Origin of the sequence: Enterobacter sp. HMSC16D10 (genome assembly GCF_001807145.1) — a bacterium.
GTDB classification, from domain to species: Bacteria; Pseudomonadota; Gammaproteobacteria; order Enterobacterales; family Enterobacteriaceae; genus Enterobacter; species Enterobacter roggenkampii.
Genome location: NZ_KV787862.1, coordinates 23,112 through 44,060, shown reverse-complemented (window position 1 = coordinate 44,060; position 20,949 = coordinate 23,112). Strand labels below are relative to the sequence as shown.

The 20,949-nt window shown below is 59.5% G+C and carries 16 protein-coding genes and 1 other RNA gene; 11 read left to right on the top strand and 6 right to left on the bottom strand.

Features of this window, described 5'->3' with window-relative positions; genetic code table 11:
- The first annotated feature begins 46 nt into the window (after positions 1 to 46).
- Positions 47 to 676 carry a helix-turn-helix domain-containing protein gene (locus tag HMPREF3143_RS08175; RefSeq protein WP_025911639.1) on the top strand — a complete coding sequence of 210 codons (630 nt, stop codon included), beginning with the start codon at positions 47 to 49 and terminating at the stop codon, positions 674 to 676.
- 50 nt (positions 677 to 726) lie between these two features.
- On the opposite strand, the gene HMPREF3143_RS08170 is transcribed toward HMPREF3143_RS08175, so the two are convergent.
- The 3 genes from HMPREF3143_RS08170 to HMPREF3143_RS08160 form a co-directional block, all read right to left on the bottom strand.
- The gene (locus HMPREF3143_RS08170) at positions 727 to 921 is read right to left on the bottom strand and encodes a YdiH family protein (RefSeq protein WP_003857766.1); all 195 of its coding nucleotides are present in this window, start codon (positions 919 to 921) and stop codon (positions 727 to 729) included.
- A gap of 85 nt (positions 922 to 1,006) precedes the next feature.
- Positions 1,007 to 1,417 carry a 1,4-dihydroxy-2-naphthoyl-CoA hydrolase gene (gene menI, locus HMPREF3143_RS08165; protein WP_008500638.1) on the bottom strand — a complete coding sequence of 137 codons (411 nt, stop codon included), beginning with the start codon at positions 1,415 to 1,417 and terminating at the stop codon, positions 1,007 to 1,009.
- A complete protein-coding gene (locus HMPREF3143_RS08160) occupies positions 1,414 to 4,470 on the bottom strand; it encodes a D-2-hydroxyglutarate dehydrogenase YdiJ (RefSeq protein WP_070532572.1) in 3,057 nt (1,018 codons plus the stop codon). Before HMPREF3143_RS08160 ends, menI begins: the two co-directional genes overlap by 4 nt.
- A gap of 200 nt (positions 4,471 to 4,670) precedes the next feature.
- Here HMPREF3143_RS08160 and ydiK point away from each other — a divergent pair, with 200 nt between their 5' ends.
- Together ydiK and rprA are read left to right on the top strand one after the other, a co-directional pair.
- Positions 4,671 to 5,786: an AI-2E family transporter YdiK gene (gene ydiK, locus HMPREF3143_RS08155; protein ID WP_021241100.1), complete on the top strand. Its 1,116-nt coding sequence runs from the start codon at positions 4,671 to 4,673 to the stop codon at positions 5,784 to 5,786.
- A gap of 207 nt (positions 5,787 to 5,993) precedes the next feature.
- An RNA gene (rprA, locus tag HMPREF3143_RS08150) (antisense sRNA RprA) lies at positions 5,994 to 6,101 on the top strand.
- A 5-nt stretch (positions 6,102 to 6,106) separates the two neighbouring features.
- Here the strand turns inward: rprA and HMPREF3143_RS08145 are convergent.
- From HMPREF3143_RS08145 to ppsA, 3 genes are all read right to left on the bottom strand, one after another.
- Entirely contained in the window at positions 6,107 to 8,482 is a 2,376-nt protein-coding gene (locus HMPREF3143_RS08145; RefSeq protein WP_070532571.1) for a glycoside hydrolase family 3 N-terminal domain-containing protein, read from the bottom strand.
- 3 nt (positions 8,483 to 8,485) lie between these two features.
- Positions 8,486 to 9,886, bottom strand: a complete 1,401-nt coding sequence (locus HMPREF3143_RS08140; protein ID WP_023292663.1) for an MFS transporter — start codon at positions 9,884 to 9,886, stop codon at positions 8,486 to 8,488.
- Positions 9,887 to 10,120: 234 nt separating this feature from the next.
- Positions 10,121 to 12,499 (bottom strand): phosphoenolpyruvate synthase, encoded by a 2,379-nt coding sequence (gene ppsA, locus HMPREF3143_RS08135; RefSeq protein ID WP_021241097.1) that lies wholly within the window; start codon positions 12,497 to 12,499, stop codon positions 10,121 to 10,123.
- Positions 12,500 to 12,834: 335 nt separating this feature from the next.
- Between ppsA and HMPREF3143_RS08130 the strand changes: the two genes are divergently transcribed.
- The 8 genes from HMPREF3143_RS08130 (at position 12,835) to HMPREF3143_RS08095 (ending at position 20,948) form a co-directional block, all read left to right on the top strand.
- Positions 12,835 to 13,668, top strand: coding sequence for a posphoenolpyruvate synthetase regulatory kinase/phosphorylase PpsR (locus HMPREF3143_RS08130; protein ID WP_070532569.1), 834 nt, complete (start codon positions 12,835 to 12,837; stop codon positions 13,666 to 13,668).
- Positions 13,669 to 13,820: 152 nt separating this feature from the next.
- Complete coding sequence (gene aroH / locus HMPREF3143_RS08125; protein ID WP_008500645.1) at positions 13,821 to 14,867, top strand: 3-deoxy-7-phosphoheptulonate synthase AroH; 1,047 nt, start codon at positions 13,821 to 13,823, stop codon at positions 14,865 to 14,867.
- 197 nt (positions 14,868 to 15,064) lie between these two features.
- The gene (gene hemP, locus HMPREF3143_RS08120; protein WP_021241095.1) at positions 15,065 to 15,247 is read left to right on the top strand and encodes a hemin uptake protein HemP; all 183 of its coding nucleotides are present in this window, start codon (positions 15,065 to 15,067) and stop codon (positions 15,245 to 15,247) included.
- A 72-nt stretch (positions 15,248 to 15,319) separates the two neighbouring features.
- Positions 15,320 to 17,302 carry a TonB-dependent hemoglobin/transferrin/lactoferrin family receptor gene (locus HMPREF3143_RS08115; protein WP_070532565.1) on the top strand — a complete coding sequence of 661 codons (1,983 nt, stop codon included), beginning with the start codon at positions 15,320 to 15,322 and terminating at the stop codon, positions 17,300 to 17,302.
- Between the two features lie 35 nt (positions 17,303 to 17,337).
- Entirely contained in the window at positions 17,338 to 18,366 is a 1,029-nt protein-coding gene (chuS, locus tag HMPREF3143_RS08110) for a hematinate-forming heme oxygenase ChuS (protein ID WP_070532562.1), read from the top strand.
- The gene (locus tag HMPREF3143_RS08105) at positions 18,363 to 19,184 is read left to right on the top strand and encodes a heme/hemin ABC transporter substrate-binding protein (protein ID WP_070532559.1); all 822 of its coding nucleotides are present in this window, start codon (positions 18,363 to 18,365) and stop codon (positions 19,182 to 19,184) included. The genes chuS and HMPREF3143_RS08105 overlap by 4 nt, the downstream gene beginning before the upstream one ends.
- Positions 19,184 to 20,176 (top strand): FecCD family ABC transporter permease, encoded by a 993-nt coding sequence (locus HMPREF3143_RS08100; RefSeq protein WP_070532556.1) that lies wholly within the window; start codon positions 19,184 to 19,186, stop codon positions 20,174 to 20,176. Before HMPREF3143_RS08105 ends, HMPREF3143_RS08100 begins: the two co-directional genes overlap by 1 nt.
- Positions 20,169 to 20,948 (top strand): heme ABC transporter ATP-binding protein, encoded by a 780-nt coding sequence (locus HMPREF3143_RS08095; RefSeq protein ID WP_070532555.1) that lies wholly within the window; start codon positions 20,169 to 20,171, stop codon positions 20,946 to 20,948. The genes HMPREF3143_RS08100 and HMPREF3143_RS08095 overlap by 8 nt, the downstream gene beginning before the upstream one ends.
- Position 20,949: the final 1 nt, after the last annotated feature.

The window sequence follows — 20,949 nt, the reverse complement described above, 5'->3', positions numbered from 1 at the left end:
AGAAGCGCTATAATTAGCCAGGTTTTTTTTAAGGCTGTCGGCAACCATGTCCCTTCCAGAAAAGTCTCAGCGGGGTTCTCCCCACGCGCAAGCGCTTATTTCACACCTGTTACCTGATTGCACAACGCGACATACCGCCCGCGGCGAGCGGCTGGACCTGCAGGTCAATGGTCAGGGCATGTGCTATTTAATTCTTGAAGGAACCATCGCCGTCTACAGAAGAAGCGATAACATGATGCTGTCTACGGCCCGTAGCCCTGCTGTTTTCGGCCTCGCTAACCTCACTGATATCTATTTTAGTGATTATCTTAAGACCGTCAGCCCGTGCCTGATCGGGACGATCACCACAGAAAGGGTGAATGCCATTATTAAAGAGAAGGCGCTTTGGGGACTGCTCTCTCAACAGCTCATGTATGTGTATAGCCGTCTCTATAACAACGTGATGCCGCAGGGCGCGCCGACGGCGTATGAGATGATTCGCCAGCAGTTAATGAAGCTGACGGAGGAAGAGGAGGGTTATCGGCTCAGCGTGACGGCGGAAAAGTATATCAGGGAGAAAACCCACCTCTCCCGCAGCGGCGTGATGCGCATTCTGGCGGATTTGAAAACCGGCGGATTTATCGAAATGGAAGAAGGCAGGCTTATCAAAATCAACAAGCTCCCCGCTAAATACTGAATCTCAGGCACAAAAAAGGCCGCAGTTGCGGCCTTTTCAACATTACTCTCTCAATGGACGTGAACGCCCAACCGCCAGGCAAAGTAGATCTCTTCTTTCAGCTCATTCGAAGAGAGCGCCAGCAAATCTGTAAATTCCAGCTCAAGCTGTTTCAGCTTTTTCAGGTACTGCGCCGGGGACAGATTGCTCTTATCGCGACGTAAATATTCAATTGCCAGCTGTGTTGGGGTTATTTCAGTATCCATGATGTCCTCGCTTATGTACAAAACCTGACCAGTATATCACAACCCGCTGGCTAGTTTTTGACCAAAGGCAAAACATCCGAAAACTTTACACGACCGCTGTCGTCAACCTTGAAGAGCAGCACAGGCGATCCTGCTCGTCGAGAATGTCAATCTGCCACACCTGGTGGCGACTACCGGCGTGCAGCGCGCGGCACACGCCGCGCACGCGCCCGCTGCGTACCGAGCGGATATGATTAGCATTCACCTCGAGTCCGACCACCTTCTGCTCCCCTTCGGTACAGAGATACCCCGCCACCGAGCCCAGGGTTTCGGCCAGCACGACGGACGCCCCGCCGTGCAATAAACCAAACGGCTGGTGGGTGCGATGATCGACAGGCATGGTGGCCTCAATGTCATCGTCGCCAATGCGGGTGAACTGGATATCCAGCAGCCCCACCATATTCCCCTCGCCCATGGCGTTTAGCGCCTGCAGCGTCACGGCACGTTTCCAGATCATCCAATTATCTCCAGTAAAGCCTGCAATGGGTGGCGTACGCCGTTACCCTCTACCCGTTTCACCTGGCTGCGGCAGGAGTATCCCGTCGCCAGACAGCGGTTTCGCGGCAAGCGCTGCATCGCCTGATGCCAGGACAGCTCATAAATGCCGAGCGAGTTGGCGTGGTTTTTCACTTCGTGTCCGTACGTGCCGGCCATACCGCAGCAGCCCACGCTAACGCTCTCCAGCTTCGCGCCGAAGCGGGCAAAGACGGACGCCCACTGCGCGGGGGCGCCAGGCAGCGCGGTGACTTCCGTGCAGTGTCCGAACAGATACCACGGCTCACCGCTGACGTCCTGAACCGCTTTGTCTTCCAGGGCCGTCGGCAGCCACTCGTGCACCAGCATGACGTGGAAATCACCGCGCTTATCGCCCAGCGTCTGCCTGTATTCATCGCGGTAGCACAGCACCAGCGCCGGGTCGACGCCGACCATCGGTATCCCGAGTTGCGCCACGCGGTTTAAGAAGTCAGATGTTTTCTGCGCGGTCTTCGCAAAGCGCGTCAGGAAGCCTTTAATGTGCTGCGCCTTGCCGTTGGGCGAGAACGGCAGCACAACCGGCTGATAGCCCAGCTTTTCCGACAGGCGGATAAAGTCCGCAACCACCTGGGCATCGTAGTAGCTGGTAAACGGATCCTGCACCACCAGCACCACCTTCGCTTTTTGCTCGGGCGTGAGCGCCTCCAGCTGCTCCAGGGTCATGTTCGCCGAACGATGCCCGACGAGCTGGCGCTGCAGAGACGGCACCGACAGCAGCGGCAGATCGACCATGCCGATATGCTTTTCGGAAAGCTTGCGCACCAGCGGCTGGTTGATAAAGAAGTTGAAGGTCTTCGGCGCGCGCGCCATCAGCGGCGCATAGCTCTCTACCGTCGCCACCAGATGGTCGCGCACCGGACGCAGATAGCGCGTGTGGTAAAGCTGCAGGAAGCGCGAGCGGAATTCCGGGACGTCGATTTTAATCGGGCACTGGGTAGAGCAGGCTTTACAGGCCAGACAGCCGGACATCGCCTCTTTCACCTCATGGGAGAAATCATACTCGCCCTTGCTGGCATGCCAGCTGTTGCGGGTGCGCTCAATCAGCGAGCGCAGGCTGGCCCGTTTTTCCGGCAGCTCCTGCTCAAGCCTGAGAGGATCGACGCCACGGTCCGCCAGCAGACGCAGCCACTCGCGCACCAGCGTCGCCCTCCCTTTCGGCGAATGAATACGGTTGCTGGTGATTTTCATCGACGGGCACATCGGGCTTTTCACGTCAAAGTTAAAGCACAGGCCGTTGCCGTTGCACTCCATCGCGCCGCGCCAGGAGGAGCGCACCGCAATCGGGATCTGTCTGTCGTAGGTGCCGCGCTTGACGGCATCCACCTGCAGCATGGGGGCGTCCACGCCTTCTGGCGGGCAGATTTTACCCGGGTTGAGGCGGTTATGCGGGTCGAAAGCGGCTTTCACCTTGCGCAGCTCCGCATAGAGCTGTTCGCCGAAGAACGCCGGGCTGTATTCTGCGCGGAACCCTTTCCCGTGCTCGCCCCAAAGCAGACCGCCGTATTTAGCGGTTAAGGCCACCACGTCGTCGGAGATCTGCTTCATCAGGATCTCCTGCTGCGGGTCGCACATATCCAGCGCCGGACGCACGTGCAGCACCCCGGCATCGACGTGGCCAAACATGCCGTAGCTCAGGCCGTGGCTGTCCAGCAGGGCGCGAAACTCGACGATATAATCCGCCAGATGCTCAGGCGGCACGCAGGTATCTTCGGCAAAAGGAATGGGCTTCGCGGCCCCTTTTGCATTGCCGAGCAGACCCACGGCTTTTTTACGCATCGCATAGATACGCTCAATCCCGGCCAGATCGTTACAGAGTTGCCAGCCGATCACGCCGCCTTCGCCCTGCGAAATCAGCTCATCCAGCCGCTGGCAGAGCGTGGTGACCTGGCTCTCAATCAGCTCCGCGTCGTCGCCAGCAAATTCCACGATGTTAAGACCGAGCATCTCTTTGTCCGGCACGTCGGTAATGAGATCGCTGACGGAGTGCCAGACAATATCTTCCCGGGCCAGGTTGAGCACTTTGGAGTCGACCGTCTCAACGGACAGCGCTTTCGCCTCCACCATAAACGGCGCATTGCGCAGCGCGGAGTCGAAAGAGTCATATTTGACGTTCACCAGACGACGCACCTTCGGCAAGCGGGTGATATCCAGCCGCGCCTCGGTGATAAACGCCAGCGTCCCTTCGGAACCGGTGAGCACGCGGGTTAAATCGAACTGGGTCAGGTCGTCGTTAAAGACGTGGCGCAGGTCGTAGCCCGTTAAGAAGCGGTTCAGTTTGGGGAATTTGTCGAGAATAAGCTGGCGGTTGTCGCGGCAGCGCTCCAGCACGGTACGGTAGATGCGTCCGCTGGCGGTGTTATCTTTCCCCAGCGTTTCCGCCAGTTCGACCGGCATCGGCTGCGTATCGAGAATATCGCCGCCCAGCAGAACCGCACGCACGCCCAGCACGTGATCGGAGGTTTTGCCGTAGACCAGCGAGCCCTGACCGGAGGCATCCGTGTTGATCATCCCGCCGAGGGTCGCGCGGTTACTGGTGGAAAGTTCCGGGGCAAAAAAGTAGCCGTAAGGCTTGAGGTACTGGTTAAGCTGATCTTTGATAACGCCCGCTTCGACCCGCACCCACCCCTCTTCCGGGTTGATCTCAATGATGCGGTTCATATAGCGCGACATATCAACAATGATGCCCTGGTTCAGCGCCTGACCGTTGGTCCCGGTGCCGCCGCCGCGCGGCGTAAAGACCAGCGAGGCAAAGCGCTCCTGCGTGGCGAGTCGGGCAATCAGCGCCACGTCGGCCGTAGAACGAGGGAAAACGACGGCATCGGGAAGAAGCTGGTAAATACTGTTATCGGTTGCCATCGTCAGCCTGTCGGCATAGTTCGTGGCGGTATCACCTGTAAAACCCTGTTGCTCCAGTGCCTGCAAAAAATTAAGCACCAGCTGAACGACGCCGGGTGCCTGAGAAATCTGTGGGATCATGACTGTCGACCCTAATTAGAGTAATGTGAAATCGTTTGCGTTGTGTCCGGAAAGTTTTATCACATTTTTTTCTTATGTGCTTCGTAGAATTACGGGCAAAATCCGCCTGTCAAAAACCGCTGAGATCATTAATGATTAAAGAGATGCGGTTTTCCGTTCCCGCCAGCCGCGCTGGCGTTCTTTTAAGGAAAGTTTCATTTATGGTCAATCTTCGCCAGCCCAGGGATGTTGCGCAAATTTTGCTGTCGGTGCTGTTCCTGGCCCTCATGATCATTGCGTGTCTGTGGATTGTTCAACCCTTTATTCTTGGCTTCGCCTGGGCCGCGACCGTTGTCGTTGCCACGTGGCCTCTGCTGCTGCGCTTGCAGAAGCTGCTGTTCGGCCGCCGCGGGTTAGCGGTGCTGGTCATGACGCTGCTGCTGTTCCTGCTGTTTATTATTCCCATTGCGCTGCTGGTCAACAGTCTCGTCGACTCCAGCGGCCCGGTGATTCGCGCCGTGACCAGCGGCGATCTCACGCTGCCGGATCTCGCCTGGCTGAACAGCATTCCGGTCGTGGGCGCCAAGCTCTACAGCGGCTGGCACAGCCTGCTGGAGATGGGCGGCAGCGCGCTGATGGCAAAAGTGCGCCCGTATATTGGCACCACCACCACCTGGTTTGTGGGTCAGGCGGCGCATATTGGCCGCTTTATGATGCACTGTACCCTGATGCTGCTCTTCAGCGCCCTGCTTTACTGGCGCGGTGAGCAGGTGGCTTTGGGCGTTCGTCACTTTGCCACCCGCCTGGCGGGCAAACGCGGTGACGCGGCGGTACTGCTGGCGGCGCAGGCCGTACGCGCGGTAGCGCTGGGCGTGGTGGTCACCGCGCTGGTGCAGGCGGTGCTGGGCGGTATCGGTCTGGCGATTTCCGGCGTACCGTATGCCACGATATTCACCGTTGTCATGCTGATGACCTGTCTTGCACAACTGGGGCCGCTGCTGGTGCTGGTGCCCTGCATTATCTGGCTCTACTGGACGGGAGATACCACGTGGGGAACGGTGCTGCTGGTCTGGAGCTGCGTGGTCGGTACCATGGATAACGTCATTCGCCCGATTCTCATCCGCATGGGCGCCGACCTGCCGCTGATCCTGATCCTCTCCGGGGTGATTGGCGGCTTGATTGCCTTCGGCATGATTGGCCTGTTTATCGGCCCGGTGCTGCTCGCCGTTACCTGGCGCCTGTTCTCCGCCTGGGTGCATGAAATTCCGCCGCCGGGAACGGATCCGGACGTGATTTTGAGCGAGCTGGAAGAGCTGGAAGAGAAGAACACGCATTAAGTTTTTGCCGGGTGGCGCTAACGCTTACCCGGCCTACATTCCCCCACCCAATACTTTAACGCTGCTAAAGTATTTATTCGTTGCACACTGGTCAGACCCGCAGTTTCTGCACTCAATCTGCTCATAACCTCAAGAAATCTTTATATCTCTTTAACTATTGAGACGAATCCGATCGACGCTAAAAGCGGACATGCCTACTATTAGCACACGGTTATAAATCAACACCTTGATTTATAAGCATGGAAATCCCCTGAGTGAAACAACGAATTGCTGTGTGTAGTCTTTGCCCATCTCCCACGATGGGCTTTTTTTTATCCTGACTACGCGCGCGTAACCTCACAGGTACTGAGCATCCGCCACTCGGCAGGCAGCACCCGCGTTTCCCCGGTCACATTGACCGTCACCACCTGGCGGATATCCGCCGACGATGCGCCAACCTGCAGTTCAAACTCGCCCGGCTCAACGATGCGTTTCCCGTCGCGACGGGTGAAGTTGAACATCTCCACCGGCAGCGTAAAGCTGAGCGTGGCGGTTTCGCCCGGCGAGAGCGTGACGCGCTGGAAGGCCTTCAGCTCCTGGAGCGGCCGAACCTGGGTGGCGACCTTATCCCTGACGTAAACCTGCACCACCTCGCTGCCGCTGCGTTCCCCGGTATTGGTGATATCCACGCTCAGCGTCACCTCGCCGTCGACCGGCACGCTGCTTGCAGCGACGCGGGCAGCATTCCAGCGAAACGTCGTCCAGCCGAGGCCGAAGCCAAACGGATAACGTGAACCGAAGTGGAACGCAAACGGCGTGCCCCCGCTTTTGAGCTTGTGATTGTAGTAATACGGCATGGCCCCGGCGCTTTTCGGCACGCTCACCACCAGACGGCCCTGCGGCTCTGCCCGTCCCGTTAACACGTCCGCAATCGCCCAGCCCCCTTCCTGCCCCGGTGCCCACGCCACGATCAGCGCGGCTACCTTGTCCTCCAGGCCCTGAAGAGTGTAAGGACGCCCGCCGGTCATCACGACAATCACCGGTTTGCCCGTCGCCACCAGCGCCTCCAGCAGCTGCTGCTGCACGCCCGGCAGATTCAGGGAGTCGGTGTCGGAACCTTCCCCCACGGTACCGCTCTGGAACAGCCCGGCGAGATCGCCCACGCAGGCCACCACCACGTCACTCTCCTGCGCGGCGTTGACCGCCTCGGGGATCAGCGCGGTGCTTTGCGACACGGGAGACTGCTGCATCGGCTTACCGCCGCTGTCGCCCGGGAAGACCGGCGCACCCGCCATCCGTTTCTCGATGATGTGACACCCTTTCGCGTAGCGCACGTTCGATGCACCCAGGTACTGCTCCAGCGCCGCGCGCGGGGTCGTCACCTGCGAGGTTTCCTCCACCATATCGCTGATGATCAGATGCACCGGAAAGCTGTAGCCGCTGAGCAAAGCCAGCGGATCGTCTGCCGTCGGTCCCACAAGCGCCACGCGGGGTTTACCATTCAGCGGCAGAATGCCGTTGTTTTCCAGCAGCGTGACCGATTTGGTCGCCACCTCCCGCGCCACCTGGCGGGTCATCTCATTTTGCAGATCGATGCCGTTTTCATCGGCATACGGGTTCTCAAACAGGCCGAGACGGAATTTTTCGGTCAGCACACGGCCCACAATCTCATCCACTTTCGCCATAGAGATCAGCCCGCGCTCAACGGCGTCCGTCAGATGGCGTGCGCAGTCATCTTTCGGCAGCTCAACGTCCAGCCCGGCGTTGAAGGCCAGCGCGGCGGATTCGGCCGCATCGTGGGAAATGCCGTGATGCTGGTGCAGCAGGCTGACGCCGCCGTAGTCCGCCACAATAATGCCGTCGAAGCCCCACTGTTCGCGCAGGACGGTGGTCAGCAGGAAGCTGTCGCTGTGCCCCGGCTGGTTATCGATATCGTGGTAGGCGGGCATGACCGAACCGGCGTTTGCCAGCTTCACCGCCATTTCAAACGGCAGCAGGAAGGTGTCATTCAGTTCGCTAAAGCCCAGATGTACCGGCGCATGGTTGCGCGCCCCTTCGCTGAACGAGTGGCCCACGTAGTGCTTGAGCGTCGCCAGCAGGTCGCGCTTATCGCCCTGTAAGCCTTTCACGTAGGCGGTCGCCATCACCCCCACCAGCCACGGATCTTCCCCGAAGGTCTCTTCGGTTCGCCCCCAGCGCACGTCGCGGGAAACGTCCAGCACCGGCGCCAGCCCCTGCTGGCAGCCGACGGATCGAGCCTCTTTACCGATCTGCTCTGCCGCGCGCTGTACCAGTTCAGGGTCCCAGGTCGAACCGTAGTTCAGCGACGACGGGAACAGCGTGGCGTCTTTGCACAGCAGCCCCACCAGGCACTCTTCATGGAACAGGGCCGGAATGCCGAGTCGCGTCTCCTCCATCATCAAGCGCTGCAGGCGGTTAGCGGCGCGCACGCCGGTTTTCGCGTCAACGATATGGGTACCCAGCGGACGGGTGATCTGCCCGACGCCCAGCTTCAGCCGTTCGCTCAGTGCAGCCTGCTCGCTCACGCCAGCGAATTCGTCGCTCAGATCGCTGCGCTCGCGGTGGTTGCCGTTTTCATCGAGGATCAGCCAGTACGCATGCATCTGGGCGAACTTCTCTTCCGGGGTCATACGCGCCAGTAAATCGGCGACGCGCTCGTGCACGGGACGTCCCGCGTCCTTATAGATAGCTGTCATGTTTTACTCCTGTAGTGCGGAAGGGGTTGCCGGGCTGAGCGGCCCTGCTTCGGGTCTCACCTCACGCTTGCTGGCCAGCTCCCGGGCGATGGAATCCACCAGCCGGCTGTTAAGCTTGTAGATTGAAAGCAGCGCGACCATGCAGAGGAACAGCGCGCAAGGGATAAGGGTGAACAGGGCGTTGATCGTAGAGAGCACGTGCGGCGCCTGGGCTGCCTGTCCCGGGGCGTAATCCACCATGCCAAGCACCCAGCCGACGACCGCCCCACCCAGCGCCAGCCCAAATTTGATGGCAAACAGCGCGGTAGAGAAAACCAGCCCGTCCAGGCGGCGGCCGCTGCGATGCTCTTCGTAGTCGACCACATCGGAGAACATGGTCCACTGCAGCGGCGTGGTGAGGTTTTGCACAAAGCTAAAGACAATGTTGAGACCAAAAATCAGCCACACCTGCGAAGGCGGCAGGAAGAAAATCAGCGCCCCGAAAATGACGAAGGAAATAATGGTCCACTGGTAGGCGCGCACGCGGTCAAATTTCCCCAGCAGCCGTTCAGATAATAGTGCGCCGCTTAAGGAGGCGACCATTCCGGAAACAATAAAGGCAAAAACCAGTTCCGGGCGCAACAGCACGTAGTTCACGTAATACATCGTGGCGGAACCGCGCGTTACCACCGCCGTTAACAGCAAAATATTAAACAGGAACACAATGCGCCACTGGCTGTTTCCGGCCAGCAGTTTTAAATCGGTGAGCATCGAGCCGGAAGTATCACTGCGCGGAGAATAACGCTCGCGGGTCATCAGGAAGCAGCAGAAAAACAGCACAATGCCCAGCAGCCCCATCAGGCTCATGGCATAGAAATAGCCTTTCTGCACGTTGCCCTGTCCTAACAATGAGACCAGCGGCAGGGCAATCACCGTCACAATCAATCCGCCGATAAACGACAGGCCAAAGCGCCACGACTGCAGGGAGTGACGCTCGCGGGGATCCAGCGTCAGCGCACCGGGCATAGCGCAGTAAGGCACGTTAATCGCGGAGTAAATCAGGCTTAAGATCGCGTAGGTCAGGCAGGCATAAACGATTTTCGCCGTCGGCCCCACGTCCGGTACATAGAAGGTGATGAGGCAGCTTACGCCAAACGGAATGGCGAACCACAGCAGCCAGGGACGGAAACGGCCGTGGCGCGTTTGAGTGCGATCCACCAGCGCGCCAATGCACGGGTCGACAAACGCATCGACCACGCGCACCACTAAAAACATGGTGCCCATGATTGCGGCGGGCAGCCCAAAAACGTCCGTATAGAAATAGGCGAGAAATAACGTTGCCGTTTGCCAGACCAGCGCGCTGGCCATATCACCTAAGCCATAACCTATTTTATCTTTGGTACGCAATACAGAGGAGAGTGTCATTGTTATTTGCCTTTTTATCAGGTTAAAACGTATTTCAACCAGTTGCGCATCATCTGAAGGGAAATGCGCATGTAAGGCTCAAGTATTAGCAACGGTTTGCGCGCTAACAATTGTCTAAATTGACAGGCAAATTATGATATTTAGTTTTTTACTTTATTTGTGATGGGGAGCATATTCGGGCGGAAATAAAAAAGGCGAGGAATAATATCCTCGCCTTTTCGGGTCAGCGTGGCGTTACTTGTTCAGTTCCGCCAGGCTCAGCCAGGTTTGCACCACGGTGTCCGGGTTCAGGGACAGGCTATCGATCCCCTCCTCCATGAGCCAGGCGGCAAAGTCTTCATGGTCGGATGGCCCCTGACCACAAATCCCGACGTATTTGCCCTGCTTCTTCGCCGCGCGGATGGACAGGGAGAGCAATGCTTTGACCGCCTCGTTGCGCTCGTCGAACAGCTCGGAGACCACGCCGGAGTCGCGGTCCAGACCCAGCGTCAGCTGCGTCATGTCATTCGAGCCGATAGAGAAGCCGTCGAAGTGCTCCAGGAACTGCTCGGCCAGCAGGGCGTTGGACGGGATTTCGCACATCATGATGATCTTCAGCCCGTTCTCGCCGCGCTTCAGACCCTGACGCGCCAGTTCGTCCACCACGGCTTTCGCCTGATCGACGGTACGCACGAACGGGATCATGATTTCGACGTTGGTCAGCCCCATGTCGTTGCGCACGCGCTTCACCGCCTCACACTCCAGCGCGAAGCAGTCGCGGAAGCTGTCGGACACGTAGCGTCCGGCCCCGCGGAAGCCCAGCATCGGGTTCTCTTCTTCCGGCTCGTAGCGCTCGCCGCCGACCAGGTTGGCGTATTCGTTAGACTTAAAGTCAGACAGGCGCACAATCACGCGTTTCGGATAGAAGGCGGCACCCAGCGTGGCGATCCCTTCGGTCAGACGGCCGACGTAGAACTCTTTCGGCGAGTCGTAGCCTTTCATCATCTCGCGGATTTCGTTCTGCAGCTTCGGCTCCTGGTCGTCAAACTCCAGCAGCGCGCGCGGGTGAACGCCGATCATACGGTTGATGATAAATTCCAGACGCGCCAGGCCTACGCCTTCGTTCGGCAGGCAGGCGAAGTCGAACGCGCGGTCCGGGTTGCCGACGTTCATCATGATCTTCAGCGGCAGGTCCGGCATGGTATCCACGCTGGAGCTCTTCACGCTGAAGTCGAGGATATCGGCATACACGTAGCCGGTATCGCCTTCGGCACAGGAGACGGTCACGTTCTGTCCGTCCTTCATGCGTTCGGTGGCGTCACCGCAGCCGACGACCGCAGGAATCCCCAGCTCGCGGGCGATGATCGCCGCGTGACAGGTACGACCGCCGCGGTTGGTAACGATAGCCGCCGCTTTCTTCATGATCGGTTCCCAGTCCGGGTCGGTCATGTCGGTCACCAGCACGTCGCCTGGCTCAATGCGGTTCATCTCGCTGATGTCGTGGATCACCTTCACCGGACCGGCACCGATGCGGTGACCGATAGCACGGCCTTCCGCCACGATTTTGCCCTGGGCGTGCAGCGTGTAACGCTCCATCACCTGACCGCGTGAGCGAACGGTTTCCGGACGCGCCTGCACGATAAACAGCTTGCCGGTGTTCCCGTCTTTCGCCCATTCGATATCCATCGGACGGCCGTAGTGTTTTTCAATCTGCACCGCCTGCTTCGCCAGCTCCTGCACTTCGGCGTCGGTCAGGGAGAAGCGGTCGCGCAGCTCCTGCGGTACATCTTCAATTTTGACCTGCTTGCCATGCTCCTGGGTCGGGGCATAGATCATGCGGATTTTTTTCGAGCCCATGGTGCGGCGCACCACCGCCGGACGGCCAGCGGCCAGCGTAGGCTTGTGGACGTAGAATTCGTCAGGGTTTACTGCACCCTGCACGACCATCTCACCCAGCCCCCACGCGGAGGTGATGAACACCACCTGGTCGAAGCCGGATTCGGTATCAATGGAGAACATCACGCCGGATGAGCCCACGTCCGAGCGCACCATGCGCTGCACGCCAGCAGAGAGCGCCACGCCGCGATGGTCGTAGCCCTGGTGCACGCGATAGGAGATGGCGCGGTCGTTGAACAGGGAAGCAAACACGTGCTTCACCGCCACCAGCACCGCATCGTATCCCTGGACGTTCAGGAAGGTTTCCTGCTGCCCGGCAAACGAGGCATCCGGCATGTCTTCTGCGGTGGCAGAGGAGCGCACGGCAAAGGAGGCCTGCGCGTCGTCAGCGGAGAGCTGGTTGTACGCGTCGTGAATGGCTTTTTCCAGTTCCGGCTGGAAAGGTGTGTCGATGATCCACTGGCGGATCTGCGCCCCGGCTTTGGCAAGCTCGGTCACGTCATCAATATCCGTTTTATCCAGCAGGTCGTAAATGCGCTGGTTAACACCGCTCTGGTCTAAAAACAGGTTAAAGGCATCGGCGGTGGTGGCAAACCCGTTCGGTACGGAGACACCCATACCCGACAGGTTTGTAATCATTTCACCCAGGGAGGCATTTTTGCCCCCAACTCTGTCTACATCATTCATGCCGAGTTGGTTATACCAAAGCACCAGCGGTGACGAGCCATTGTTGGACATCGAAACAATCCTTTTGTGATATTTGATCGGAGTAAGAAACACCTGACTACGTATTTATACTGGCATAATTATTTCCGCTAAAAAAACGGTGAATCGTGTAAGCAATTTAAATTTTCAACTTTTCGGATACTTTCCCATCAACGATTAACCCGATGATTCCTCTATATTCAGCCAGAAACCCCAAAAATAAAGTCGCTATTTGAAAAATGAAATCCACTTTTCAGGAAAATCAAAAACAGCGTTTCATTCATAATTAGGATAAGTTCTTTGCTGTGTAAATTACTTTTTTAATTTATGCTTTCAGACAATTACGTCTGATATTCAGGGTGGATAAAATGGATAGTGCTGTCGATCGTCACGTTTTTTATATTTCTGATGGTACGGCGATCACCGCCGAGGTGCTGGGCCACGCGGTGATGTCGCAGTTTCCCGTATCGATCAACAGCATCACGCTGCCGTTTGTGGAAAATGAGAGCCGCGCCAAAGCGGTGAAGGACCAGATCGACGCCATTTACCAGCAGACCGGCGTCCGCCCGCTGGTGTTCTACTCCATTGTGATCCCCGAGATCCGCGCCATCATTCTGCAGAGTGAAGGCTTCTGCCAGGATATCGTGCAGGCGCTGGTGGCTCCGCTGCAAAGCGAGCTGAAGCTCGACCCAACGCCTATCGCCCACCGTACCCACGGGCTGAACCCCGGCAACCTGACCAAGTACGATGCCCGTATCGCCGCCATTGACTATACCCTCGCGCACGACGACGGCATCTCGCTGCGTAATCTCGACCAGGCGCAGGTGATCCTGCTTGGCGTGTCGCGCTGCGGCAAAACGCCGACCAGCCTCTACCTGGCGATGCAGTTCGGCATTCGCGCCGCCAACTACCCGTTCATTGCTGACGATATGGATAACCTGGTGCTGCCCGCCGCCCTGAAGCCACTGCAGCACAAGCTGTTCGGGCTGACCATTAATCCGGAGCGCCTTGCCGCCATCCGCGAAGAGCGCCGCGAGAACAGCCGCTACGCCTCCATGCGCCAGTGCCGGATGGAGGTCTCCGAAGTGGAAGCCCTGTACCGCAAAAATCAGATCCCGTGGCTGAACAGCACCAACTACTCTGTGGAAGAAATTGCCACCAAAATTCTCTACATCATGGGGCTTAATCGCCGCATGTACTAATACGCTAGTACATTAGCTCAGAATCAGGTATCATCATCGGCAACCACGGGGCTATGTCGCCCCGAACTTGAAATCAGCAGGGATTGGTTTAAGGTGATGCCCATCACTTCCCGGTAGTCTGCCGATGAAGCAAAAATTTTCTGAGACATTCCATGAATAAAACCGATGAACTCCGCACTGCGCGCATTGACAGCCTGGTCACGCCGGCTGAACTGGCCCAGCGGCATCCTGTTTCCGCGGCCGTTGCGGAACACGTGACGGCCTCCCGCCGCCGCATTGAAAAAATCCTCAATGGTGAAGACAAGCGTCTTCTGGTAGTGATTGGTCCCTGCTCCATCCACGATCTGGATGCCGCGATGGATTATGCAAAACGGCTTCAGGGCCTGCGGGATAAGTATCAGCACCGCCTTGAGATTGTGATGCGAACCTACTTTGAAAAACCGCGGACCGTGGTGGGCTGGAAAGGACTGATTTCCGACCCTGACCTCAACGGCAGCTATCGCGTGAACCACGGCATCGAGCTGGCACGGAAGCTGCTTTTGCAGGTCAACGAGCTGGGCGTGCCGACCGCCACCGAGTTCCTTGATATGGTGACCGGGCAGTTTATCGCCGATCTGATCAGCTGGGGCGCGATTGGCGCACGCACCACCGAGAGCCAAATCCACCGCGAGATGGCCTCCGCCCTCTCCTGTCCGGTCGGCTTTAAAAACGGGACCGATGGCAATACGCGTATTGCGGTTGATGCCATCCGCGCGGCCCGTGCCAGCCACATGTTCCTGTCGCCGGACAAGAGCGGTCACATGACCATCTACCAGACCAGCGGTAACCCGTACGGGCATATCATTATGCGCGGCGGGAAGAAGCCCAATTATCATGCACAAGATATTGCTGCGGCCTGTGAAACGCTGGCGGAATTCGACCTGCCGGAACATCTGGTGGTGGACTTCAGCCACGGCAACTGCCAGAAGCAGCATCGCCGCCAGCTGGACGTCTGCGATGAGATCTGCCAGCAGATCCGCAGCGGTTCAACCGCCGTTGCAGGGATTATGGCGGAGAGCTTTATCAAAGAAGGCACGCAGAAAATCGTTGCTGGCCAGCAGATGGTGTACGGCCAGTCGATCACCGACCCGTGCCTGAGCTGGGAAGACAGCGAGCTGCTGCTGGAGAAGCTGGCTGCAGCCGTGGACACGCGCTTTTAACATCCTGCCGGGGGGGGCTTCGCCTTACCCGGCCTACGATTCGTGCCGTTGTAGGCCCGGTAAGGCGAAGCCGCCACCGGGCTTTTGATTGCACAATATTGATCCTCTCACCCTTTTTTCACAAAAACGCTTGCCGTAAATTTGCAGTTTATTGATAATGATTATCATTGTTACATTGATTGTTATTTATAAACATTATGTCACGTACGGATAACAGCGCGGCAACGCCAGCAAAAACAGACACAGCACCAGCCCCTACCGAGCGTCGGATTGACAGCAAAACCCTGCTCGGCGATGCGGGGCGGGTCATTATCGAGCATGACGGCCAGCGCTATCTGCTGCGCCAGACCCATGCCGGAAAACTGATCCTCACAAAATAAACCAAAAACTTCGCCAGCCACCCAGGTGATCCCCAGGCAGCCAGCGCTTTCGATTCTTTATGGAGAGTTGCTATGCCACACCTGCCTTCCGCGTCTTTACGCCCGTCACTTCTGGCGCTGGCGATTGTCAGCACCCTGCCGGGCGTCGCGTTTGCTGCCGCAGATGAAATGACCGTCACCGCCACGGGCAACGCCCGCAGCGCCTTTGAAGCCCCCATGATGGTGAGCGTGATTGATGCCACCGCCCCGGAGAAACAAACCGCCAGCTCGGCGGCCGATCTGCTGCGTAACGTTCCCGGCCTGATGCTGGACGGCACCGGGCGCACCAACGGGCAGGACGTGAACCTGCGCGGCTACGATCGTCGCGGCGTGCTGGTGCTGGTTGACGGCGTGCGTCAGGGCACCGACACCGGCCACCTGAACAGCACGTTCCTCGATCCGGCGCTGATTAAACGTATCGAAGTGGTTCGCGGCCCGTCGGCCCTGCTGTACGGCAGCGGCGCGCTGGGCGGCGTGATTTCCTATGACACCGTCGATGCAAAAGACCTGCTGGAAACGGGTAAAAACAGCGGCTACCGCGTGTTTGGGACGGGCGCGACGGGCGATCACAGTCTCGGCATGGGGGCCAGCGCCTACGGCCGCACCGACACCCTGGACGGTCTGGTGGCCTGGTCCAGCCGGGATCGCGGTGATATTCGCCAGAGCGACGGAGCAACCGCCCCTAACGACGAATCCATCAATAACATGCTGGCGAAAGGCAGCTGGAAAATCGACCCGGCCCAGACCCTCAGCGGCGCCCTGCGCTACTACAACAACGATGCGCAGGAACCAAAAAACCCGCAAACCACGGGGACGGACAGCAGTAACCCGATGACCGATCGCTCCACCATCCAGCGTGACGCGCAGGTGGGCTACCGCATCGCCCCGGAAGGTAACGACTGGCTGAACGCCGACGCGAAGGTCTACTGGTCCGAAGCGCGCATTAATGCCCAGAATATCGACAACAGCGGTGAGTTCCGCAAACAGACCACCAAAGGCGGCAAGGTGGAAAACCGCACCCGCCTGTTCAGCGACACTTTAGCAGCACATCTGCTGACCTACGGTGGGGAATACTACCGTCAGGAGCAGCATCCGGGCGGCGCGACCACCGGCTTCCCGGAGGCGAAAATCGACTTCAGCTCCGGCTGGCTGCAGGATGAGATCACCCTGCGCGATCTGCCGGTCACCCTGCTGGGCGGTACGCGCTATGACAACTACCGCGGCAGCAGCAATGGCTACGACGACGTGGATGCCGATAAATGGTCCTCCCGCGCCGGGTTGACCGTCAGCCCGACCGACTGGCTGATGCTGTTTGGCTCATACGCGCAGGCGTTCCGCGCGCCCACCATGGGCGAGATGTACAACGACGCCAAACACTTCTCTATTGGCCGCTTCTATACCAACTACTGGGTGCCAAACCCGAACCTGCGCCCGGAAACCAACGAAACGCAGGAGTTTGGGTTCGGTCTGCGCTTTGACGATCTGCTGCTTGCTAACGATGCGCTGGAGTTTAAAGCCAGCTATTTCGATACCAAAGCTAAAGACTATATCTCCACCACCGTCAATTTTGCCGCCGCGACCACCATGTCTTATAACGTTCCGAACGCCAAAATCTGGGGCTGGGACATGATGGCAAAATACTCTGCCGACCTCTTCAACCTTGACCTGGCCTATAACCGCACGCGCGGGAAAGACACCGATACGGGCGAGTACATCTCCAGCATCAACCCGGATACCGTCACCAGCAAGCTGGACATTCCGGTGGCGCAGAGCGGTTTTTCCGTCGGCTGGATTGGCACCTTTGTCGATCGCTCAACGCATATCAGCAGCAGCTACAGCAAGCAGCCGGGCTACGCGGTCAATGACTTCTACGTCAGCTATAAGGGTCAGGAGCAGCTCAAAGGCGTGACCACGACGCTGGTGCTCGGCAACGCCTTTGACAAAGAATACTGGTCACCTCAGGGCATTCCGCAGGACGGCCGTAACGGCAAGATTTTCGTAAGCTATCAGTGGTAATTCCCGTCGGGGCAACTCTTCAGAAGGATAAGAAAATGAATCACTACACGCGCTGGCTTGAGCTGAAAGAAGACAATCCGGGTAAGTACGCGCGCGACATCGCAGGGTTAATGAACATCAGCGAAGCAGAGTTGACCTTTGCCCGCGTGGGTCACGACGCCTGGCGACTGCGCGGTGAGATCCGCGAGATCCTGGGCGCGCTGGAGGCGGTGGGCGAAACCAAATGCATCTGCCGCAACAACTACGCCGTTCACGAGCAGGTCGGAAGCTTCACCAACCAGCACCTGAACGGCCATGCCGGGCTGGTGCTGAACCCGCGCGCGCTGGATCTGCGCCTGTTCCTCAACCAGTGGGCAAGCGCGTTTCACATCAGTGAAGCCACCGCCCGCGGCGAGCGGCAGAGCATTCAGTTCTTCGACCACCAGGGCGATGCCCTGCTGAAGGTCTACGCCACGGACGACACCGACCTTTCCGCCTGGGGCGACGTGCTGACCCGTTTTATCTTTGCCGATAATCCACCGCTGGCGTTGAAGGCGCCCGACGCGCCTGCTCACGCGGAAAATGCGCAAGCCGACCTCGTGGACAAAGAGTGGCGCGCCATGACCGACGTGCACCAGTTCTACGGTCTCCTCAAACGCCATAACCTCAGCCGCCAGCAGGCGTTTCGCCTGGTGGGGGACGATCTGGCCTGTCGGGTAGAGAACAGCGCGCTGGCGCAACTGCTGGAGACGGCGCGCCGGGACGGCAATGAAATCATGGTCTTCGTCGGCAACCGCGGCTGCGTACAGATTTTCACCGGCGTGGTGGAAAAGCTGGCGCCGATGAAAGGCTGGCTGAACATCTTCAACTCAACCTTTACCCTGCACCTGCTTGAAGACGCCATTGCGGAGACGTGGGTCACGCGCAAACCAACCGCTGACGGGCACGTCACCAGCCTGGAGCTGTTTGCCGCCGACGGGACGCAAATCGCCCAGCTGTACGGCCAGCGCACCGAAGGCGAGCCGGAGCAAAGCCAGTGGCGCAGCCAGATAGACGCCCTGACGGCGAAAGGGCTGGCCGCATGAAACGGTGGCTTGTCCTGTTCAGCGCCCTGCCCCTGCTGGCGTTTGCTGCGCCGCAGGAGAAAATCGTCACGCTCGGCGGCGACGTCACCGAGATTGTCTACGCACTCGGCGCGTCGTCTTCCCTGGTGGCCCGCGACAGCACCAGCCAGTGGCCGCAACCGGCGAACGTGCTGCCGGACGTGGGCTATCTGCGCCAGCTCAACGCGGAAGGGATCTTGTCCATGCGCCCCACGCTGGTGCTGGCCAGCGCCCAGGCGCAGCCCTCCCTGGCGCTAAAGCAGGTTGAGCAAAGCCACGTCCGGGTTATCGCGGTTCCAGCCGCTAACGATTTGAGCGTCATCGACGAAAAAGTGCGGATCGTGGCGGAAGCGACGCATCGCGAGGCCGAGGGGGAAGCCCTGCGCGGCAAGCTGCGTCAGGCGCTGTCAACCCTGCCCACATCGCCGCTCAACAAACGGGTGCTGTTTATTCTCAACCACGGCGGGATGACCGCGATGGCTGCCGGACAACAGACCGGCGCGGACGCGGCCATTCGCGCGGCAGGGCTGCAGAATGCGATGCAGGGGTTCACCCGCTATCAGCCGCTGTCTCAGGAAGGGGTGATTGCCAGCCGGCCCGATCTGGTGGTGATTTCGCAGGACGGCATCAACGCCCTGGGTGGGGAAGCGAATCTGTGGACGCTGCCCGGGCTGGCGCAAACCCCGGCAGGACGTAATAAGCAGGTGCTGGCGATTGATGATATGGCGCTGCTGGGCTTTAGCGTGCGAACGCCGGAAGCCATCCGGCAGCTGCGTACCAAAGCGGAGCAACTGCCCTGATGTCCCGGCGAGTCGCCCTGTCATTGTGGATGCTGGCCGCGCTGCTGGTCGTCACGACGCTGACGGCCAGCGGTATTGGCGCGCTGCGCCTGCCGATCAACCTGCTGTGGAACGGCACCGACGAGGCCCTGCGTCAGATCTGGCTGACGATCCGCCTGCCACGCGTGCTGCTGGCGCTGGCGATCGGCGGTTCGCTGGCGCTCGCGGGCTGCGTGATGCAGGGGCTGTTCCGCAACCCGCTGGCGGACCCGGGCCTGCTCGGCATCAGCAGCGGCGCGGCACTTGCCGTCGCGCTGTGGGTGGTGCTTCCGCTCTCGCTGCCTGCACTGGTGATGCTGTATGCCCCGATGATGGCGGCGTTTCTCGGCGCGCTGGCCGCCACCGTCGTGATTTTCCTGCTCAGCCGTCAGCGTGACGCTTCCCTGTCGCGCCTGCTGCTGGTGGGCATAGCCATCAACGCCCTGTGCGGTGCGGCCGTCGGCGTGCTGTCATGGCTCAGCAATGATGCCCAGCTTCGCCAGCTTTCGCTCTGGGGAATGGGCAGCCTCGGCCAGGCGCAGTGGTCGACGCTGCTGGCCGTCGCGTCGCTGATGATCCCCACCGTGCTGGTTATCTGGCGTCTGGCAGGGCCCCTCAACCTGCTGCAGCTGGGCGACGAAGAGGCGCACTATCTCGGCGTGGAGGTGGCCGCCGTGCAGCGGATCCTGCTGCTGTGCAGCGCCCTGCTGGTGGCTGCCGCCGTTGCGATCAGCGGCGTGATCGGTTTTGTTGGCCTGGTGGTGCCGCACCTGGTGCGCATGTGGCTGGGAGCCGACCACCGGGCCACGCTCCCCGGCTCGGTGCTGGCCGGTGCGCTGCTCCTGCTGGTGGCCGACACGCTGGCGCGCAGCGTGGTCGCTCCGGCGGAAATGCCGGTTGGCTTATTGACCAGCCTTCTCGGCGCGCCGTGGTTCCTGTGGCTGATCTTTCGTCGTGGAGGTGCGCATGGCTGAACGCTATTGTGCAGAAAACCTTGTTTTTCGCGCCGGGCAACGCACGCTGATTAACGACGTGTCGCTGACCTTATCTCAGGGCGAGCTGGTGGCGTTGATTGGCCCCAACGGCGCCGGGAAATCGACGCTGTTGCGACTGCTTACCGGCTATCTTAAACCTGCTGGGGGACGGTGCAGCCTGGCGGGCACACCGCTTGCGGCCTGGCAGCCGGAAAGGCTCTCCCGCTACCGGGCGGTGATGCGCCAGAGCACGCAGCTCGGATTTGACTGGCCGGTTGAGGCGGTGGTCGGTATGGGGCGTGCGCCCTGGACCCGCACGCCAGAAGCGTCGGTGATCGAGGAGGTGATGGCCATCACCGGCTGTTTACCGCTGGCGGGCAGGCAGTTGGCCGCGCTCTCCGGCGGCGAGCAGCAGCGCGTTCAGCTCGCCCGCGCGCTGGCTCAGCTCTGGTGCGACGGTGCGCCGCGCGGCTGGCTGTTTCTTGATGAACCGACGTCCGCGCTGGATCTCTATCACCAGCAGCATCTGCTGCGCCTGCTGAAATCCCTGACCAGCCGGGGACATCTGCACGTGTGCGCGGTGCTGCACGACCTCAACCTGGCAGCGCTGTGGGCGGATCGCATCCTGCTCCTGCATAGCGGCAGGATCGTGTCCCGGGGAGAACCGGAAACCGTTTTGCAGGCCGATGCGCTGGCGCGCTGGTACGGCGCACAGGTTCACGTCGGCAGGCATCCCGCTCACGCCGTGCCGCAGGTGTTTCTCGCCCCCTGAC

What these genes read in the sequence shown, in the direction of transcription:
- HMPREF3143_RS08140 (WP_023292663.1), bottom strand. Translation starts at nt 9,886, where the DNA reads ATGACACTCTCCTCTGTATTGCGTACCAAAGATAAAATAGGTTATGGC.
- ydiK (WP_021241100.1), top strand. Translation starts at nt 4,671, where the DNA reads ATGGTCAATCTTCGCCAGCCCAGGGATGTTGCGCAAATTTTGCTGTCG.
- HMPREF3143_RS08130 (WP_070532569.1), top strand. Translation starts at nt 12,835, where the DNA reads ATGGATAGTGCTGTCGATCGTCACGTTTTTTATATTTCTGATGGTACG.
- HMPREF3143_RS08095 (WP_070532555.1), top strand. Translation starts at nt 20,169, where the DNA reads ATGGCTGAACGCTATTGTGCAGAAAACCTTGTTTTTCGCGCCGGGCAA.
- HMPREF3143_RS08170 (WP_003857766.1), bottom strand. Translation starts at nt 921, where the DNA reads ATGGATACTGAAATAACCCCAACACAGCTGGCAATTGAATATTTACGT.
- HMPREF3143_RS08175 (WP_025911639.1), top strand. Translation starts at nt 47, where the DNA reads ATGTCCCTTCCAGAAAAGTCTCAGCGGGGTTCTCCCCACGCGCAAGCG.
- HMPREF3143_RS08160 (WP_070532572.1), bottom strand. Translation starts at nt 4,470, where the DNA reads ATGATCCCACAGATTTCTCAGGCACCCGGCGTCGTTCAGCTGGTGCTT.
- ppsA (WP_021241097.1), bottom strand. Translation starts at nt 12,499, where the DNA reads ATGTCCAACAATGGCTCGTCACCGCTGGTGCTTTGGTATAACCAACTC.
- aroH (WP_008500645.1), top strand. Translation starts at nt 13,821, where the DNA reads ATGAATAAAACCGATGAACTCCGCACTGCGCGCATTGACAGCCTGGTC.
- HMPREF3143_RS08145 (WP_070532571.1), bottom strand. Translation starts at nt 8,482, where the DNA reads ATGACAGCTATCTATAAGGACGCGGGACGTCCCGTGCACGAGCGCGTC.
- HMPREF3143_RS08100 (WP_070532556.1), top strand. Translation starts at nt 19,184, where the DNA reads ATGTCCCGGCGAGTCGCCCTGTCATTGTGGATGCTGGCCGCGCTGCTG.
- HMPREF3143_RS08115 (WP_070532565.1), top strand. Translation starts at nt 15,320, where the DNA reads ATGCCACACCTGCCTTCCGCGTCTTTACGCCCGTCACTTCTGGCGCTG.
- HMPREF3143_RS08105 (WP_070532559.1), top strand. Translation starts at nt 18,363, where the DNA reads ATGAAACGGTGGCTTGTCCTGTTCAGCGCCCTGCCCCTGCTGGCGTTT.
- menI (WP_008500638.1), bottom strand. Translation starts at nt 1,417, where the DNA reads ATGATCTGGAAACGTGCCGTGACGCTGCAGGCGCTAAACGCCATGGGC.
- chuS (WP_070532562.1), top strand. Translation starts at nt 17,338, where the DNA reads ATGAATCACTACACGCGCTGGCTTGAGCTGAAAGAAGACAATCCGGGT.
- hemP (WP_021241095.1), top strand. Translation starts at nt 15,065, where the DNA reads ATGTCACGTACGGATAACAGCGCGGCAACGCCAGCAAAAACAGACACA.